The organism is Chitinophagaceae bacterium (assembly GCA_007695095.1).
Lineage (GTDB): Bacteria > Bacteroidota > Bacteroidia > Chitinophagales > REEL01 > REEL01.
The window spans coordinates 14473-32058 of the sequence record REEL01000076.1; the positions used below are offsets into that span (position 1 = coordinate 14473).

The 17586-nt window shown below is 35.8% G+C and carries 18 protein-coding genes; 11 read left to right on the forward strand and 7 right to left on the reverse strand.

What is annotated here, in order from left to right; all coding sequences use genetic code 11:
- The first annotated feature begins 3 nt into the window (after positions 1 to 3).
- From gldH to murQ, 5 genes are all read left to right on the forward strand, one after another.
- Entirely contained in the window at positions 4 to 495 is a 492-nt protein-coding gene (gldH, locus tag EA412_03430; GenBank protein ID TVR81176.1) for a gliding motility lipoprotein GldH, read from the forward strand.
- Positions 496 to 570: 75 nt separating this feature from the next.
- Complete coding sequence (locus EA412_03435) at positions 571 to 1845, forward strand: sterol desaturase family protein (GenBank protein ID TVR81177.1); 1275 nt, start codon at positions 571 to 573, stop codon at positions 1843 to 1845.
- A gap of 4 nt (positions 1846 to 1849) precedes the next feature.
- On the forward strand, positions 1850 to 2725 hold the full coding sequence (locus tag EA412_03440; protein ID TVR81178.1) for a sterol desaturase family protein: 876 nt from the start codon (positions 1850 to 1852) through the stop codon (positions 2723 to 2725).
- Positions 2726 to 2811: 86 nt separating this feature from the next.
- Positions 2812 to 3657 carry a hypothetical protein gene (locus EA412_03445; protein ID TVR81179.1) on the forward strand — a complete coding sequence of 282 codons (846 nt, stop codon included), beginning with the start codon at positions 2812 to 2814 and terminating at the stop codon, positions 3655 to 3657.
- Between the two features lie 30 nt (positions 3658 to 3687).
- Entirely contained in the window at positions 3688 to 4491 is an 804-nt protein-coding gene (gene murQ, locus EA412_03450) for an N-acetylmuramic acid 6-phosphate etherase (GenBank protein TVR81180.1), read from the forward strand.
- A 5-nt stretch (positions 4492 to 4496) separates the two neighbouring features.
- On the opposite strand, the gene EA412_03455 is transcribed toward murQ, so the two are convergent.
- Complete coding sequence (locus EA412_03455; protein ID TVR81181.1) at positions 4497 to 5048, reverse strand: hypothetical protein; 552 nt, start codon at positions 5046 to 5048, stop codon at positions 4497 to 4499.
- A 503-nt stretch (positions 5049 to 5551) separates the two neighbouring features.
- On the opposite strand from EA412_03455, the gene EA412_03460 reads away from it, so the two are divergent.
- Positions 5552 to 6127 carry a hypothetical protein gene (locus EA412_03460; GenBank protein TVR81182.1) on the forward strand — a complete coding sequence of 192 codons (576 nt, stop codon included), beginning with the start codon at positions 5552 to 5554 and terminating at the stop codon, positions 6125 to 6127.
- A gap of 6 nt (positions 6128 to 6133) precedes the next feature.
- Here the strand turns inward: EA412_03460 and EA412_03465 are convergent, their stop codons facing one another.
- Both EA412_03465 and EA412_03470 read right to left on the reverse strand, forming a co-directional pair.
- The gene (locus tag EA412_03465) at positions 6134 to 7210 is read right to left on the reverse strand and encodes a YjgP/YjgQ family permease (GenBank protein ID TVR81183.1); all 1077 of its coding nucleotides are present in this window, start codon (positions 7208 to 7210) and stop codon (positions 6134 to 6136) included.
- Positions 7211 to 7249: 39 nt separating this feature from the next.
- On the reverse strand, positions 7250 to 8380 hold the full coding sequence (locus EA412_03470; protein ID TVR81184.1) for a tRNA guanosine(34) transglycosylase Tgt: 1131 nt from the start codon (positions 8378 to 8380) through the stop codon (positions 7250 to 7252).
- Between the two features lie 128 nt (positions 8381 to 8508).
- Between EA412_03470 and EA412_03475 the strand changes: the two genes are divergently transcribed.
- The 3 genes from EA412_03475 to rsmG are packed head-to-tail and all read left to right on the forward strand — an operon-like array spanning position 8509 to position 10879.
- Positions 8509 to 9618 (forward strand): glycosyltransferase, encoded by a 1110-nt coding sequence (locus EA412_03475; GenBank protein ID TVR81185.1) that lies wholly within the window; start codon positions 8509 to 8511, stop codon positions 9616 to 9618.
- Entirely contained in the window at positions 9609 to 10217 is a 609-nt protein-coding gene (locus tag EA412_03480) for a sigma-70 family RNA polymerase sigma factor (GenBank protein TVR81210.1), read from the forward strand. The genes EA412_03475 and EA412_03480 overlap by 10 nt, the downstream gene beginning before the upstream one ends.
- Positions 10218 to 10225: 8 nt before the next feature.
- Entirely contained in the window at positions 10226 to 10879 is a 654-nt protein-coding gene (gene rsmG / locus EA412_03485) for a 16S rRNA (guanine(527)-N(7))-methyltransferase RsmG (protein TVR81186.1), read from the forward strand.
- Here the strand turns inward: rsmG and EA412_03490 are convergent, their stop codons facing one another.
- From EA412_03490 to pyrR, 3 genes are read right to left on the reverse strand one after another with little or no spacing between them, the layout of a single operon-like run.
- Positions 10880 to 11815 (reverse strand): isoaspartyl peptidase/L-asparaginase, encoded by a 936-nt coding sequence (locus tag EA412_03490; protein ID TVR81187.1) that lies wholly within the window; start codon positions 11813 to 11815, stop codon positions 10880 to 10882.
- 26 nt (positions 11816 to 11841) lie between these two features.
- On the reverse strand, positions 11842 to 12765 hold the full coding sequence (locus EA412_03495) for an aspartate carbamoyltransferase catalytic subunit (GenBank protein ID TVR81188.1): 924 nt from the start codon (positions 12763 to 12765) through the stop codon (positions 11842 to 11844).
- Between the two features lie 7 nt (positions 12766 to 12772).
- Positions 12773 to 13327 carry a bifunctional pyr operon transcriptional regulator/uracil phosphoribosyltransferase PyrR gene (pyrR, locus tag EA412_03500; protein TVR81189.1) on the reverse strand — a complete coding sequence of 185 codons (555 nt, stop codon included), beginning with the start codon at positions 13325 to 13327 and terminating at the stop codon, positions 12773 to 12775.
- 139 nt (positions 13328 to 13466) lie between these two features.
- Between pyrR and mutS the strand changes: the two genes are divergently transcribed.
- Both mutS and EA412_03510 read left to right on the forward strand, forming a co-directional pair.
- Positions 13467 to 16088: a DNA mismatch repair protein MutS gene (gene mutS, locus EA412_03505; GenBank protein ID TVR81190.1), complete on the forward strand. Its 2622-nt coding sequence runs from the start codon at positions 13467 to 13469 to the stop codon at positions 16086 to 16088.
- A 28-nt stretch (positions 16089 to 16116) separates the two neighbouring features.
- The gene (locus EA412_03510) at positions 16117 to 16746 is read left to right on the forward strand and encodes a hypothetical protein (GenBank protein TVR81191.1); all 630 of its coding nucleotides are present in this window, start codon (positions 16117 to 16119) and stop codon (positions 16744 to 16746) included.
- Between the two features lie 20 nt (positions 16747 to 16766).
- Here EA412_03510 and EA412_03515 read toward each other — a convergent pair whose 3' ends face one another.
- Entirely contained in the window at positions 16767 to 17582 is an 816-nt protein-coding gene (locus tag EA412_03515) for a hypothetical protein (protein TVR81192.1), read from the reverse strand.
- Between the last annotated feature and the right edge of the window lie 4 nt (positions 17583 to 17586).

A 17586-nucleotide genomic window follows, 5' to 3' on the forward strand; every position in this document is an offset into this window, starting at 1 on the left:
GTCATGATTAAAAATAAAATGCAGAAAGCTCATCTTTTCTTTTTGTTTTGCCTGATGATTTTATCAGCCGGCTGTCAACCGGATTATTTTTTTGATAAAACAGAAGAAATTCCGAATGATATATGGACTTATGAATATCAGCCTGAGTTTACGGTAGAAATTGAAGATACTATGGCCTTGTATGATATAATGATTAACATTCGCCATACCCGTTTTTATGGCTATAGAAATCTTTGGGTTTATGTGCATACCCTAATGCCGGATGGGGAAAAACTGGAAAATAAAGTAGAATTGCCTCTTTCAGAACCTAGTGGCAGGTGGTATGGAAACTGCTCTGGAGACATTTGTTTTGTGCAGGTGCCTATTCAGATGAAAGCCATTTTTAAAGAGGCCGGCAGCTATACTTTTCGCATACAACAATACATGAGGGTTCCGGAATTGGAACATATTTTAGGGGTTGGACTTCGCCTGGAAAAGTCAGGGGAAAGGCCATAAAAAAGCGCAAGTTTTTAATTTAAAACAGAGATTTTGTATCTTTATAAGGACAGTTAATCTCTTTTTTTAAAATTTATGGAATATATTGTTCTTGCCATACCGGTTTTTTTTCTGTTAATAGGTCTTGAACTGTTATTCGGTAAGCTGAAAAAGACTTCCTGGTACAGATTTAACGATGCAATAACGAATATCAGCTGTGGTATAGGACAGCAGGTATTAGGTGTATTTTTAAAAGTGGCTGTTTTTATTGGTTACGTTTGGATTTTTGAACATCTCCGCCTTTTTACTATTCCCGTAAATCTTTTTACCATTTTTATTTTATTTGTAGGGGTAGATTTTTTCTACTATTGGTTTCATCGTTTAGCACATGAAATCAGTATTTTATGGGGAAGTCACATTGTGCATCATCAAAGTGAGGAATATAATTTAACGGTTGCTCTAAGGCAGGGATGGGTTCAAAGTGCTTTCAGTTGGGTGTTTTATATTCCACTGGCTTTTATGGGTTTTGATCCATTTGTCTTTTTAGCTGTAAGTGCATTTCAAACACTTTATCAGTTTTGGATACACACCAGAGCCATTGGTAAGTTGCCCAAAGTTGTAGAATATATTTTTAATACCCCTTCTCATCATAGAGTTCATCATGGTATCAACCCTAAATATCTAGACAAAAACCACGGTGGTACCCTTATTCTTTTTGACAGAATGTTTGGAACATTTCAGGAAGAAGAGGAGGAAGTGGTTTATGGTATCACCTCCCAAGCCAAAAGCTGGAATCCTTTGTGGCTGAATTTTGCGTATTGGATTGACTTACTGAAGTTAGTGAGTAAAGGCAGAAACCTGAAAGATAAATGGCAAATTTTAACAAAACCACCCGGTTGGAAACCTGACTATTTAGGAGGTGTAGAAAAACCGGGAGAAGTGAAGCCGGAAACTTTTCAAAAATTTGATGTGCAAATACCGGAAAAGGTTAACTATTATGTACTTTTTCAATATGTGATTTTAATAGCGGCCGCTTCCGCCTTTTTATTTTTTGAATCTCATTTCGGCTGGATAGTGAAAAGCGTAGTTGTTTTATACTTAATTATAACCATAGTATCATTAGGGGGCTTACTGGAAAAAAAACAATGGGCATGGAAAATGGAGCTTCCCCGCTTAATATTTCCGGTAATAGCAGCTATTTTATTTACCCGAAAAGAAAGTTTTTTTAGCAGCATTACATTTACCGCAGAGATTCCTTCCTTTTACGTAATATTCCTTATTTTAGGTGTAATTTCCTTTGCACTGATAAGTATATTATGGATAAACGCATTTAGAAACATATTTAAAACCCCTGACTTAAGTATAAAATAGTTGTATGGAGGATCCGATATTGTATGCAATTCCGGTTTTTATAGTATTTATCCTATTAGAATTAGGGATAGCATGGAAAATAAAAAGAGATGCTTACGAATTAAAGGATAGCGCAGCCAATATTACAATGGGATTGGGTTCTGCTATTATTGGCTTAGGGGTGAAATCAGTTGTTCTGATTCTTTTTTTAGGTATTTATCAATACCGAATTTTTGATATTGGTTTTCAATGGTGGGCTTGGTTAATACTGCTTTTTGCAGATGATTTTTCATTTTACTGGCATCATCGACTAAGTCATCAGATTCGCTTACTTTGGGCTGCACATGTCAATCATCATTCATCTCAGAAATACAACCTCAGCGTAGCTCTTCGTCAAAGTTGGACTGAAGTTATCTATAAATATATTTTTTGGATGTGGCTGCCGTTGATAGGATTTCATCCACTGATGGTTATGACGATGATTTCCATAAACTTAATTTATCAATTTTTTGTACATACTGAAGTGGTTAAAAAAATGGGAGTATTAGAGTACTTTATGAATACTCCCTCTCACCACAGAGTTCACCATGCAAGTAATATCCGGTATTTAGATAAAAATCACGCGGGTATATTTATTATTTGGGATAAGTTGTTTGGTACTTTCAGCCCTGAAGATGAAGATGAAAGACCGGTTTATGGAATTACCCGAAATATAAATACACATAATCCGCTAAAAATAGCCTCACATGAATTTGCAGATTTGTGGAAAGATGTCCGTAAAGCAGATAATCTGAAAGACAAGATTTTGTATATAATAATGCCTCCCGGTTGGTCTCCTGACGGCTCTACACTTACGAGTAATCAGTTAAGGGCTTTGGATAAAAAAGATTCCCGAGTTTAAATATCTGCTCTGAATTGAGTAGGACAGCATACCTAACATTAGATTGCCACCAACTATCTATAATTGTGTATTTTTGAAAAAAAAAGATGGGTACTTTAGTTGCAGATAGTGGTTCTACAAAAACTGACTGGGTTTGGTCGGATGGAAATGAGTATATCAATATGCAATCCCCCGGTTTGAATCCACATTATGTAAAAGGTGATTATGTAGAAAATATTTTGCAAAAAAATGTTTTAACAATACTGAAAGATAAGCCTGTTGAAGCTTTGTTTTTTTATGGAGCAGGTTGTGCCGGTGAAGATCCGGTAAGTGTTTTGGAAACTTCTTTTCACCGTATTTTCAATAAAAATACACAGATTGAAATAAACCATGACTTATTTGGTGCTGCCCGGGCCTTATATGGCATGAAAAGTGGAATAGCGGCGATATTGGGTACCGGTTCGAGTTCCTGTTTATTTGAAAATGGTGTAATAACTGACAGAATACCATCTCTTGGTTTTACTATAGGAGATGAAGGCAGTGCCGGTTACTTTGGAAAAATGTTTCTCAGACATCACTTTTACAGAGACTGGCCCACTGATCTGGCAGAGCATTACAGCAAGCATTTTAAATGGTCCCTCAGCGAAGTACAAACTAAAGTATATACCAAACCTATGCCGAACACTTTTGTGGCGTCGCTCGCTAAATATTTATTTGAAAAGAAAGAACACCCTTTTGTGAATCAGCTTATTTTAAAAGGATTTGAAGAATTTATAGAAATGCATTTGATGAAATACGGAGGAGAAAATAAACTTGCTGCCTTTGTGGGCAGTCTGGCTTTTTTTAACCGGGATATTTTGAAAGTTGCTTTAGAAAAAAAAGGATTGAAATTGCATAAGATTATTCACCGGCCAATAGAAGATTTGGTGAGTTTTCACTTAAAACAGCTGTAGAGTTAAATCAAAGCTTTGAAAATAGAAATCATGAAAAAAATTACAGAATCACCTTCTTTGTATGATAAACTCGAGCTAAAAAGCAGTGGTGAAATACTAACGGAGATAAACACAGAGGATTTAAAAGTTGCTGCGGCTGTTGGACTTTTAATACCTAAGATTGAAAAATTTATAAATGCATTGGAAGACAAAATGCTGGCAGGCGGTAGATTATTTTATATTGGAGCAGGTACCAGCGGCCGTTTGGGTATATTAGATGCCAGTGAGTGTCCTCCGACATTCGGTGTACCGCATAGTTTAGTTACAGGTATTATTGCCGGCGGAGATCAGGCAATCAGAAAAGCTGTTGAGTTTGCTGAGGATGACTATGAGCAGGCCTGGAAAGATTTACAATCTTTTGATGTAACTCATTTAGATTCATTAGTTGGTATCGCAGCTTCGGGGACAACCCCATACGTAATTGGAGGGGTGGAGGCAGCCCGGAAAAATGGCTTGCTAACTGCCTGTATTTGTTGTAATGCAGGTTCTCCATTAGCTGAAAAATCTGAACACCCTCTTGAGGCAATAGTGGGTCCGGAATATGTAACCGGCAGTACACGGATGAAGTCAGGTACTGCACAAAAAATGATTTTAAATATGATTAGCACAACAGTCATGATAAAGCTAGGTCGTGTTGAGGGAAATAGAATGGTTGATATGCATTTGTCCAATAAAAAACTGGAGGAAAGAGGAGCTAATATGGTTGCTGAAAAGCTGGGCATTTCTTTCGAAAAAGCATTTCAATTACTGAAGAAATACGGAAGTGTAAGAAAGGCAGTTCTCTCCGGAAAATAAACGGATTAAGATTTTCTGCGATTTTTATCGTCATCAATATCTTTTATCAACATAGCCGGATTCACCCGAAAAAGCTGTTCCTTTTCATTATTAAACCCAAAACAAGCATGAGGTAATTTATTTTTTAATTCTTCCAGCAATTTATCGTGCTCACTGTCTTTCACCCTGACTTCATCTCCATCCCCGTCCAGAAATCTAAAAAACACAGTTACCATATTTGTAAATTTAATGCCAAAAGGCATAGGCACCACTCTGTATGTGTATACCCAAACAATTTTTTCAGGATCATTTTTAAGCAGATATGCAACTTTATGATTTGCGGCATTAATCAACCGGGATGCATTATAAAACAAGTAAGTGGTAAACCCAAACAATAAGATTGCAATCACTTTTAAAAAAATATTTGTTTGCGGCATTTCCTGCGGAAGATTTTCTGACCATCGAAAAAACAACATGCCTGATAAAAAAAGGAATAAAAATCCATACAGGACTTGTTGATTTCGATCCCTCCTTACAGATTGTAAAATTACTTTTTCTATGTTTTCAGTCTTTTCCATGTTCAAATATACGTGCAATTAGTAAGTAATTTAGAATGAAAAAAGTTTAATTTATATTCATAAAAGGAAGAATGCTTTTTTGAGCACATCCAAATGATTTGAATACCTTTTACATAAAAATAATTTGAACTGTCAATATATTTTTTAGTGTCAAATATTTAAATTTCAACTATGGATTTGCTGAGAACTTTTTAGACGTTGATGCGTAATAATCTAAGCTTGAAAATGTTTTTGTATTTAGCTAAAAAATGAGTACGGCTGTTGTTTTGATTTTGGGGATAGTTTGACTAATCATAGGTCTTTAGGTATATTTAGCCCCTTATTTTTAAAATAAAAAGCAATATAAGGGTGTTTTATCTTAGAATAATAAATAAATAAAAAACCGTGTACAAGATTAAAACAAATTATTAAATTCACTTGAAAAAGTAAGAGAGATAATTTTTAATTAATAGAATTAGAACGCTGAGGAAAAACATTAGTTTAGAATACTGAAATAAAACTATATGCATGAATTGGAGCCTTTTTACAGGTGGCGGGAAGCCTATATAGCTGATGAAGATGAGCGTTCACCGTTTTTCGGGAGAACCTATGACGAGTTTTCATTTCAACAGACAATTTACAATTACTACATACATCCGCAATGGGATGAATTTGGTTCGCCTACCCTGTATCTGAAAATTTTATACGTAGATTATGAAAACGCTTTTGCTATTATTGAGCTCATAGGTGAATGGAATGACTGCATTAATAATGACATTATGTTTTTAAAAAGAAACATCATTGATCTCATTCAAAAAGAAGGAATTAATCAGTTTATCTTATTGGGTGAAAATGTTTTAAATTTTCATGCCTCGGATGATTGCTATTATGAAGAGTGGTTTGAAGATCTGGCTGACGAAGGGGGGTGGATTGCTTGTTTAAACTTCCGGGACCATGTAATAGATGAAATGCGTTCTGTAAACCTGAACTATTATCTGAATTTTGGAGGGCAGTTAAACGATATTAACTGGAGAACCCTTACACCCTTAAAACTATATAAACTGATAGATTTTTTAGTTTTAAAAGCACTTTCCGGATAATGATATTTACTTAGGGGCTCTTATCATAAGAACAATTGCCAGCAGGCCGAAAATTAAATTCGGAATCCAGACACCCAATATAGAAGGCAAATCGCCATTCGTTGAAAAAGTAGTTGAAAAGCGGATAAATATGATATAAGCAGCACTCAATCCAAGCCCAATGACTATATGCATACCCATACCTCCTCTTATTTTTCTTGAAGCAATAGAAAATCCGATAAGTGTCATTATAAAAACGGTAAAGGCATCAGCTGTTCGCCGGTAAAGCTCTACTTCATAAAAAGAAACATTATCTGAGCCCCGCATCACTTCTATATCAATATACTCTCTGAGTTCAGTTGTGTTCATTTCTTCTCTCAAATGCATGCTTTTACTAAGATCTCTGGGGGTAAAATTCAAAACAGTATCCATAGACTGACCAAAAATTAATTCTTCGTAGTCATCATGAAAAACCCGGATTGTGTAATTTCTAATTTCCCAATTTTGGTTTTCATTATCCCACAGAATTCTGTCCGCTCTAAGCTTTGATTTTAACTCACCGTCTTCAAATTTTTCAAGGGCAAATTTATAGCCGGTGCTGTCTCTACCGGTAAAATTGTCTATATACATAAAAACACCTTTGTCTATCTGCATATTTACATTTCGGGTAATTTGCCGGCCATGGCCATAAATGTATTGTCCTTCGAAAGCCAACCTCTCTTTGTTTGAGTTTGGTACCAGAAAATGATTGGCATACAAAATCAGACCGGAAAAAATGGCGGCAGCAAAAAAATATGGCAAAAGCAAGCGGTAAAAACTGACTCCACTGGACAATAGTGCAATAAACTCAGAGTTTGAAGCCATCCTACTGGTAAAAAAAATTACTGCTATGAATACAAATAAGGGACTCAGTAAGGTGAGTATGAAGGGAATAAAATTCAAATAGTATTCAAAAATGATTTTATCTATAGAAATATTCTTTGTAACAAATCCGTCGATTTTTTCAGACAGGTCAATTATTACAGCTACGGCAGTAAATAGTAATATGGAAAAACTAAAAGTACCTACGAATTTCTTAAATATGTATAAATCAATTTTCTTCATTGTCTTATCTCGCTAAAACGGATATTTTTATTTTTCATTTTAAAGACGTTGACTTAGCTTTGGAGACAATTTCTTTTTCCACACAGAAAAGTCACCTGTCTCTATTCGTTCACCGGCTTCCCGAACCAGTGAAAGATAAAAGCTAAGATTGTGTATACTCGCAATTTGCATACCAAGTATTTCATTACTCATAAACAAGTGTCTTAAATACGCTTTTGTATGAATTCTGCTTGTTGGAGCAATACTTCCGGAATCAATCGGGCTGAAATCCTTTTCCCACTTTTTATTTTTGATATTAATAATTCCATCTTCCGTAAAAATCATTCCATTACGACCATTTCGGGTTGGCATTACACAATCAAACATATCAATTCCCAGACTTATGGCTTCGAGTATGTTTTGAGGTGTTCCAACGCCCATTAAATAGCGGGGTTTGTCTTCCGGTAAAATAGGGCACACAACTTCCAGTGTTTTATACATTTCTTCGGCAGGTTCGCCGACTGAAAGGCCTCCAATTGCATTGCCGGGTAAATCTCTGGAAGCTATGTATTCGGCCGATTGTCTTCTCAAATCATCATAAGTTCCTCCCTGAACAATAGGGTAGAGACGTTGCTCATAACCATATAGCGGTGGTTTAGAATTGAATTGTTTTATGCATCTGTCTAACCAGCGGTGAGTCATTTCCATTGAACTTTTAGCATAAGACTTTTCGCAGGGATAAGGAGTACATTCGTCAAAGGCCATGATGATATCAGCGCCAATCTGCCTTTGAATATCCATTACATTTTCCGGTGTAAAAAAGTGTTTGGAGCCGTCTATATGTGAACGAAATGTTACTCCCTCTTCTGTTATCTTTCTTTTTTCTGCCAATGAATAAACCTGATAGCCACCGCTGTCGGTTAAAATAGTCTGATCCCAACTGTTGAATTTATGTATACCTCCGGCCTCTTGCAGTATTTCCATGCCAGGTCGCAGATATAAATGGTAGGTATTACCCAAAATTACCGGACTTTGGATGATTTTTTTCAGTTCTTCAAAATGTACTGCCTTAACGGTTCCGGCAGTGCCAACCGGCATAAAAACCGGTGTTTGTATCTGTCCGTGAGCTGTTTCTATAAGACCTTTCCGGGCTTTAGATTCTTTATCTTTATGTAATAACTGGAAATGCATTTTATGTAGCTGTAGGTTTATCTGTTAAAGAATTATTTATAAACCTTGCAAATTTACATTTTTAAAATACCATAATTCTCTTAAAAACAGCATTTTTGTCTAACAGTTAGCATTTGAAAATAAGCTGCATGGATTTTATCTTTTATCTTTTTGTCATTTCTTTTTCTATACTGGTGTTTTATCAAGTTTTTTGGTTTTCTGTGCTGACTTTATATAAAGGGACTTCAGCCAGCATGGCCTCAATCATCGATGAAACACCAAAAGTGAGTGTGTTGATTTGTGCCAAAAATGAAGCAGATAATCTTCAACAAAACTTGCCGCTCATCTTTTTACAAAAATACCCTGACTTTGAAGTGATAGTAGTTGATGACCGGTCTACGGATGATACTTATGAAGTGTTAAAAAACTTTGAGTCTAAATATAAACTGTTAAAAATTATCAGGGTTAGTGATTCCGGCTTAAAGGGGAAGCGCAATGCATTAAAAACCGGACTAGAGCATGTTAACGGTGCTTTTGTTTTGCTTACTGATGCAGATTGCAGCCCGTCATCTGAAAATTGGATTCTTTCTATGCTGCAGAGTACCGAAAATTTAACAGCTGATGTAGTGCTCGGGAGCGCGCCTTTAAAAGGGAATAGTTTAGCCGCTGAATTTCATCGTTTTGAAACGGTTAAAACACTTTTACTCTATCAGTCTGCGGCATTACATAATTTTCCTTATATGGGTGTAGGCAGAAATATGCTTGTAAGAACCAAAATTTATAAAGAGGCATTTGAAAAAACAGCAAATATTAATGTAATTTCGGGAGACGATGATTTGTTGATTAATCAGCTAAACCCTTCGGTAAAGGTGAAAATTAATATTAGTGAGGATGCTTTAATGCACAGCAAAGCCGCTGAAACACTTAATCTTTTTTTCAAAAAAAAGCGCAGACATTTGTCTGCCGGAAATTTTTATAGTCTAAAGAGTAAACTGTATAATATTTCTTTTGTTGGTAGTCATGTATTGACCTATCTTTCATTCTTTATATTATCTTTTATGAATTATGAAAAGCTAAATTTGATTTTTTTAATGATGTTTTTTAATTATTTTTCCGGAATCTTGGTTTTTAGTTATATAGCCATAACTTTACATCAAAAGGATTTGATAAAAAAATATCCGGTATACGACCTTTTATATTCGATATATTTTCTAATTTTAGGAACAACGATGATATGGAAACCACAAAAATGGAACTAAACAACAACTTATCTGATAAGGCAAAGGAAGATTTAAACTTAGTAATAAGAGCTGTAGAGAAGAACGATCAGTCTGCATATGATGAAATTATGCGCAGATATAAAGACGCTGTTTTTTTTACGGTATTGAAAATGATTAAGAATAGAGATGATGCTGAAGATTTGACTTTGGATTCTTTTGGTAAGGCGTTTAAAAATATTCATCGTTACAATTCAAATTTTGCATTCAGTACCTGGCTGTTTCGAATAGCCACGAATAACTGTATTGATTTCATAAGAAAGAAGAGATTAAATACCTGCTCTTTGGATCAGCCTATGGATGGAGAACAGGGAGATAATTATACAGTTAATATCCAATCAGAAGCACTTAACCCGGAAGAAGAAGTAATGAAAGACCAGCGGGTGATTTCTATTAGGAGTGTAGTGCAAAAGTTAAAACCCAAATATCGTCAGTTAATAGAAATGCGCTATTATGATGAGTTGAGCTATGAAGAAATTGCACAGAAGCTTGATTTGCCTTTAGGTACCGTGAAAGCCCAGCTATTCCGGGCTAAGGAATTGTTATCTGCAATGCTTGAAAATGTTCGTTCAAACTTTTAGTAAAATCTATATACTTGAAAAAAAAAGAAATTTTACAAAAACATTTCAGCAATAAACTTTCCGGTGAACAAATTGATAAGCTCTTACTTCTGGAAGACTTCTATAAAGAATGGAATCAAAAGATTAATTTGGTTTCCAGAAAAGACATAGAATTTTTTTTTGAAAGGCATTTGTTACACTCCTTGTCAATAGCTTCATTATTTCAATTTTTCAAGGGGCAAAAGGTTTTGGATCTTGGAACCGGAGGCGGATTTCCGGGTATACCGCTTAGTATTTGCTTTCCTGAAACAGAATTTATGCTGGTTGATTCAATCCAAAAAAAGATTTCCGTAGTAGAGGCTATTGCTAAAGACTTGAATTTGCAAAATGTAAGCTGGAAACATAGCCGTGTAGAAAGCCTCAAACCACGAAATTCTTTCCATACAATCATGAGTAGGGGAGTTGCTCCTATGGAAAAGCAAGTACAGTGGACTTTGTTGCAATTAACCAGAAAGAAACCTGTTTCAGGTCCTTACGGACTTATCATGTTAAAAGGTGGAAATCTGGAAGAGGAAATTGAAGATTATAAAAAAAGTACCCGAATTTATTCTATAAAAAATATATTTCCGGGCGATTGGTTTGCCGAAAAGTATGTGCTCCATTGGATGCCTGCAAAGCGCTAATCAGGAGGTAAAAATATTTATCTCTGTATTTTCTTTTGAAAATGCGTGAAACATACCTTTTGAATTATAGGGACACTCGATATTTCCTTTATTATCTATTGCGATTAATCCACCGTACCCACCCATATTTACCAAATCTTTTTGAATAATCAGATTTGCAGCATCTTTTAAGGTAAATCTTCCGAATTCCATCATGTGAATGAGCCTTGCCGCTGCATTTAAATTCGTAAACGCTTCACCGGTTCCGGTGCAGGATACGGCAGCATAACCATTTTTAGCATAATTCCCTGCTCCGGGTACACCGGAATCTCCTATTCTTCCGCTCCATTTTCCGGTCATCCCTCCGGTTGATGTAGCAGCTGCCAGATTTCCTTTAGAATCAAGGGCAACAGCACCCACTGTTCCTTTTTCTTCAACATCTTCTAAATTATGGTCCAGAGCAGCTTCATTTGTTTCGAGAGCTTTCTGTAATTGTGTAAATCTGTTTTCTGTTTTAAAGTAATCCTCATCCACAATCTCAATATCATCAAAAAGTGCAGCAAATTCATGGGCGCTGCTCCCGCAAATAAAATTATGCTTCCCCCAATTCAAAATCTTCTCTGCCAGCCTTATCGGGTTTTTAATTCCCTTGACAGCCGCCAGACTACCGGATTTTATTTTTTGTCCACACATTACTGAAGCATCCATTTCTATACTTGCATCCTTGGTAAATACAGAACCTCTACCGGCATTAAAAATAGCATTGTTTTCCATATGCTCAACAGCTAAAATGCTTGCTTCGAGTGCACTTCCGCCATCTTTTAGAACTTTAACAGCAGCTTCTATTGAACTTTTTAATCCATTGAAATAAGCATTCTGTTTTGCTTTATCAAAATTATCCCAGTTGTAATTACCGGCACCACCATGTATGGCTATAGAATATTTATGTTTTGTCATTTTAAATTTAGGTATTTGACTGAAAATCAGACTTTGCCGGCTAAAAGAAATAAAATAGCCATGCGGATAGCCACTCCGTTTTCAACCTGTTGTAAAATGATAGATTGTTTGCTGTCAGCAACGTCACTACTCAACTCAACGCCCCTGTTTATAGGCCCGGGGTGCATAATTATAATTTCCTTATTTAATTTATCGAGTATTTCTCTGTTAATACCGTAATAAAGAGAATACTCTCTCAAAGACGGGAAATATTGTATGTTTTGTCTTTCAAGTTGTATGCGTAGAACATTCGCAACATCACACCACTGAAGGGCTTCCATCAGGTTGTATGTAGTTTTAACACCCAGCTCCTCTATAAAAGGGGGTAATAATGTAGGGGGCGAACAAAGCATTACCTCAGCCCCTGATTTCAAGAGGCAGAAAATATTGGACATGGCAACTCTTGAGTGTTTTATGTCACCAATAATAGCCACTTTCAAACCTTTTACACTGCCTGTTTTTTCACGAATGGAATATAAATCAAGCAAAGCCTGAGTCGGATGCTCATTAGTTCCGTCACCGGCATTTATAATGGAAGCATCTATATGATTGGATAAAAAAACAGGAGCCCCGGGGCTGGAATGTCTCATTACTATCATATCAACTTTCATGGCAAGTATATTCTTAACTGTGTCTATAAGCGTTTCTCCTTTTTTCAGCGAGGAGGTGGAGGAGGAAAAGTTTAGAACGTCAGCCGATAATCTTTTTTCTGCTATCTCAAAAGAAATGCGGGTTCTGGTACTATTTTCAAAAAAAACATTGGCAATGGTAGTATCTCTGAGCGTGGGTACTTTTTTAATAGGTCTGTTGAGGACTTCTTTGAAATTATCAGCGGTTTTAAAAATGAGTTCTATATCTTCTTTTAAAAGATATTTAATGCCTAAAAGGTGTTTGGTTGAAAGTAAACTCATTTTTCGGTTATTTTTTTAACTTTTTTTCATTAACTAAAGTTACCCGATCTTCTCCGCCGTATTCAGCCCAGTTAACGACCACTTTTTGCGAGTCTATAGCGTCAACTGTTTTACCGGTATAATTACTTTGAATAGGAAATTCCCTGCTAAACCTTCTGTCTATCAAGACTAAAAGTTCTACTTCGGCCGGCCGGCCGAAATCTAAAACAGCATCCATTGCAGCTCTGACGGTACGTCCTGTATATAATACATCATCTATTAAAATAATTTTTTTCCCTTCTACCGAAAATTCAATTTCTGTTTCTGAAGGATTTAAGGGCAATGCTTTTCTTCGAAAATCATCTCTGTAAAAGGTGATATCTAGTTTTCCGTAAGTAATGCTGAGTTCCGGATTTAATTCATTTAAAACAGATACTATTCTATCAGACAACAAGGTGCCACGGGGCTGTATGCCTATAATGGCGCTATTGGAAAAATCACCATGATTTTCCAGCAATTCATGACACAGCCGCTCTATGGTCAGGTCAAATTTATTTCCGTCTAATAATCGCTTTTTTTGCATTTAAGTAATCTTCTGTTTAAAAAATAATAGATTGCTTTAATAAAGCATTATTATTTTCGCATAAAGATAAATAACTTTGAACGTATTTTATATCAGGTACTAAATTGAAATTTTAAAGCTTTACATTTACAAGCTGAATATGGCAAAATCAAATGAAGGGAAAGAAACGCCTTTAATGAAGCAGTACAACCAGATTAAATCAAAAAATCCGGATGCATTGCTGTTATTTAGAGTGGGTGATTTTTATGAAACTTTTGGGAAAGATGCAATTATTGCAGCTGATGTATTGGGGATTGTTTTGACAAAACGTTCAAACGGTGCAGCTAATGATATGGAATTGGCCGGGTTTCCCTATCATGCATTGGATACTTATTTGCCTAAGCTTATTCGAGCCGGTTACCGGGTGGCTATTTGCGAGCAGTTGGAGGATCCAAAAACGACCAAAAAGATTGTTAAAAGAGGTGTTACAGAAATGATTACACCCGGCGTGGCTATGAACGACCAGATTCTTGACCACAGAAAAAATAATTTTTTAGCTTCAGTATATCTGACTAAAGATATGTCAGGAATAGCATTTCTGGATATTTCTACCGGTGAGTTTTATGTTTCAGAAGGACCCGACGATTATCTGGACAACCTCTTGCAAAGTTTTCAGCCCTCAGAAGTGATTTTTGCAAAAAGTAAACAAAAGGACTTTAAGGCCCGCTTTGGGACTAAACATTATACTTATTTCCTGGATGACTGGATTTTTTCTGAAGATTTTGCAAGAGATACATTACTGACCCACTTTGAAACACCTAATTTGAAAGGTTATGGAGTGGATGAAATGAAGCTTTCTGTCAGTGCTGCCGGTGCAGCCTTACACTATATTAAGGAAACCAGCCGTACTGCCCTCAGCCATATTAGCAGAATTTCACGGCTTGAAAGAAATAATTCTATGTGGCTCGACAGATTTACTGTCAGAAATCTGGAACTTTTATACCCCACTATGGATGATGGTAAAAGTTTACTGCAAATAATAGATGCAACTATTTCACCTATGGGTGCCCGCCTAATGAAAAAATGGCTGATGATGCCTCTGCTTGATTTAAAGCAAATATCTGAAAGACATCTTGTGGTGGATACCTTTGTAAAAGAACCGGATTTAAGCGAATTGCTTGGTAAACAATTGAAGCAAATCGGAGATATAGAGCGTTTAATTTCTAAAGTTTCAACTGCTAAAATTAACCCCCGTGAGGTAAATCAACTCAGAAGAGCACTTACGGCTTTGAAGCCAATAAAAGATATACTTGAGCAATCTGAAAATAAAGTACTCAAAAAAATGAGTGATCAGATTCATTTATGTGATTTACTCAGAACTAAAATTGAAGATGAACTGGAAGAAGAGGTTGGAGTACATATTAATAAGGGCGGCTTATTTAAAAAAGGGATTAATGAAAATCTCGATAAATTAAGAGAATTGTCGACTTCCGGGAAAGGCTATTTAACGGCACTTCAAAAGCGTGAAGTGGAGAAAACCGGTATTTCATCTCTTAAAATAGGCTTTAATAATGTTTTTGGTTATTATCTGGAAGTTACTCACAAGCATAAAGATAAAGTCCCTGAAGACTGGATGAGAAAACAAACTTTAGTCAATGCAGAAAGGTATATAACTCCGGAATTAAAAGAATATGAAGAAAAAATACTGGGTGCTGAGGAAAAGATAGTGGTTTTGGAAGAAGAGCTTTTTAAAGGACTTGTCAGCTATATGCAGGACTACATAAATGCCATACAGATAAATGCAAATGTAATGGCTCGTTTGGATTGTTTGCTTTCATTTGCGGATACGGCATCAAAGTATAATTATTGTCGCCCGGAAGTTCATAAAGGTTACGAACTGACAATTAAAGAAGGCCGGCATCCGGTTATTGAAAGGCAATTGTCAGATGACTCTCCTTTTGTACCAAATGACCTCGATTTGGATAATGAGAATTGTCAGATTATGATGATTACCGGACCGAATATGTCGGGTAAGTCTGCTTTATTAAGACAAACTGCCCTGATTACTCTGATGGCTCAAATTGGGAGCTATGTGCCTGCCCGAAAAGCATTAATACCTCTTACAGATAAGATTTTTACAAGGGTGGGTGCGTCCGATAATATCTCTACCGGTGAATCAACATTTATGGTTGAAATGCATGAAACGGCGAGTATCCTCAATAATATATCTTCAAGAAGTCTGATTTTACTCGATGAAATAGGAAGAGGCACCAGTACTTATGATGGTTTGTCAATAGCCTGGTCAATTGCTGAATACATCCATTCAAATGAAATAGCAAGACCAAAAACTTTATTTGCAACGCATTACCATGAGCTCAATGAGCTGGCTGAAAAATTACCCCGGATAAAAAACTTTCATGTAGCTACTAAAGAGTCCGGTCAAAAAGTTATTTTTCTCAGAAAACTCAAACCGGGTGGCAGTCATCATAGTTTTGGTATACATGTCGCGAAAATGGCCGGAATGCCTCCCGAAATTATAAAACGTTCGAAAGAAATTTTGTCCAGACTTGAGGATAAAGCCATTGCTAAAGACATGAAGCAAAAGATAAAGTCAATTCCCGACAGCTATCAGCTTAATATATTTCAGGTAGATGACCCCATACTTGAAAAAATACGGGAAGAATTGTCTAATATTGACATAAATAGTCTTACACCAATGGATGCACTTATGAAATTGCATGAATTGATAAAGCAGATGAAAGAAAAAGAGGAAGAAGCCTGATTTTTTTTATGCCCCAAAACACATTTTAATGGAACCACAATTGATTTATGAAATTATAGGATATCTGGCGTCTTTATTAGTTGCAATATCTCTTATGATGGCCAATATTTTCCGCTTGAGATTACTGAATATGCTCGGGGCGATTACTTTCTGTATATATGGAATATTAATAGGTGCCATTCCGGTAGCAGCCATGAATGCCTTTATAGTAGCGATAAATATCTATTATCTCATTAAGATGTATAGAAGTAAAGAAGCTTTTCAATTGGTTGAGGTAGATGCAGAGGATGCTTATTTAAAGGTGTTTTTAGATTTTCACAAAGATGAGTTAAAGCCTTTTTTTACAGATGGGAAGATTGATGTTCAAGCAAATAACTTATATGTTTTTGTATTAAGAGATATGGTTCCTTCCGGCTTGTTAGTAGGTAAAGTGAATCAGGAAGGTATTTTAAAAGTCAGCATTGACTTTGTGACACCGGCTTACAGGGATTTTAAAACCGGATTTTTCTTTTTTCATAAAAACCTGAAGTTTTTCAGAAATAAAAATATTCATACAATCGAAGCAAAAGGTGAAACGAAATCTCACTCAGCATATCTGAAAAAAATGGGATTTGAACCAAAGGGTACTGAGGCGGACGTTTTTAAGTTAAAGCTATAGTCCCTGCTTGCTTATTCGTATTACTTTTTAGGAATTACCAGCATGGGTGTTTTCGCATGAAAAGCCATCTTTTTGGATAGACTTGAATCAAAAATAGATTGCAAAAGGCTTCTTTTTTCTGAAAATAAGATGATCAAATCGGTAGGATTATCAATAATATAATTTTCAATATCATTTAAAGGGTCTTTACCTTTTACTGATTTAAACTTAAGTTTATCATAATGATGCCTTCTAATAAGATCTACTCCTGTAGATCCATCTTCAATCATTGAATCCGGCAATTGCTCATTAAAAATATGCAATACAGTAATAGAAGGTGTCCAAAGCTTAAATAAACTTAAAATTTCATCTATTTCACTATCCATATTTTTCAAATCTGAGGCATACAGAATTTCATTAAAAGATAAGTAATTTGAGTCTTCAGGGATTAATAAAACAGGGATTTTAGTGTTTTTAATAACACCGGAAGCATTGGAGCCAATTAAGGCTTTCTTCAAGCCCGAAGCTCCTTTAGTTCCCATAACTATCAGGTCGGCCCCAATTTTGCCGGAAAATTCATTGATGGCCATAACCGGATCTCCAACACTAAAGTTGCCGTTTATATCGACTTCTCCACTGACTTCAGATTTTACTTCGTCCAGTAGATTATTTAAGTCATTTTGCGTTTCTTTTTCCAAAACATCCATCATTTCATTCATCATAGCTATAGAAGAGCCCGGCACATGTATAGATGTGAAAATATAAATACTGCCATTGGTTTTTTTGGCTATTTCAATACCAAATTCAATGGCTTTAAGAGAAAATTCAGAAAAGTCTGTAGGAATTAAGATTTTCATTGCT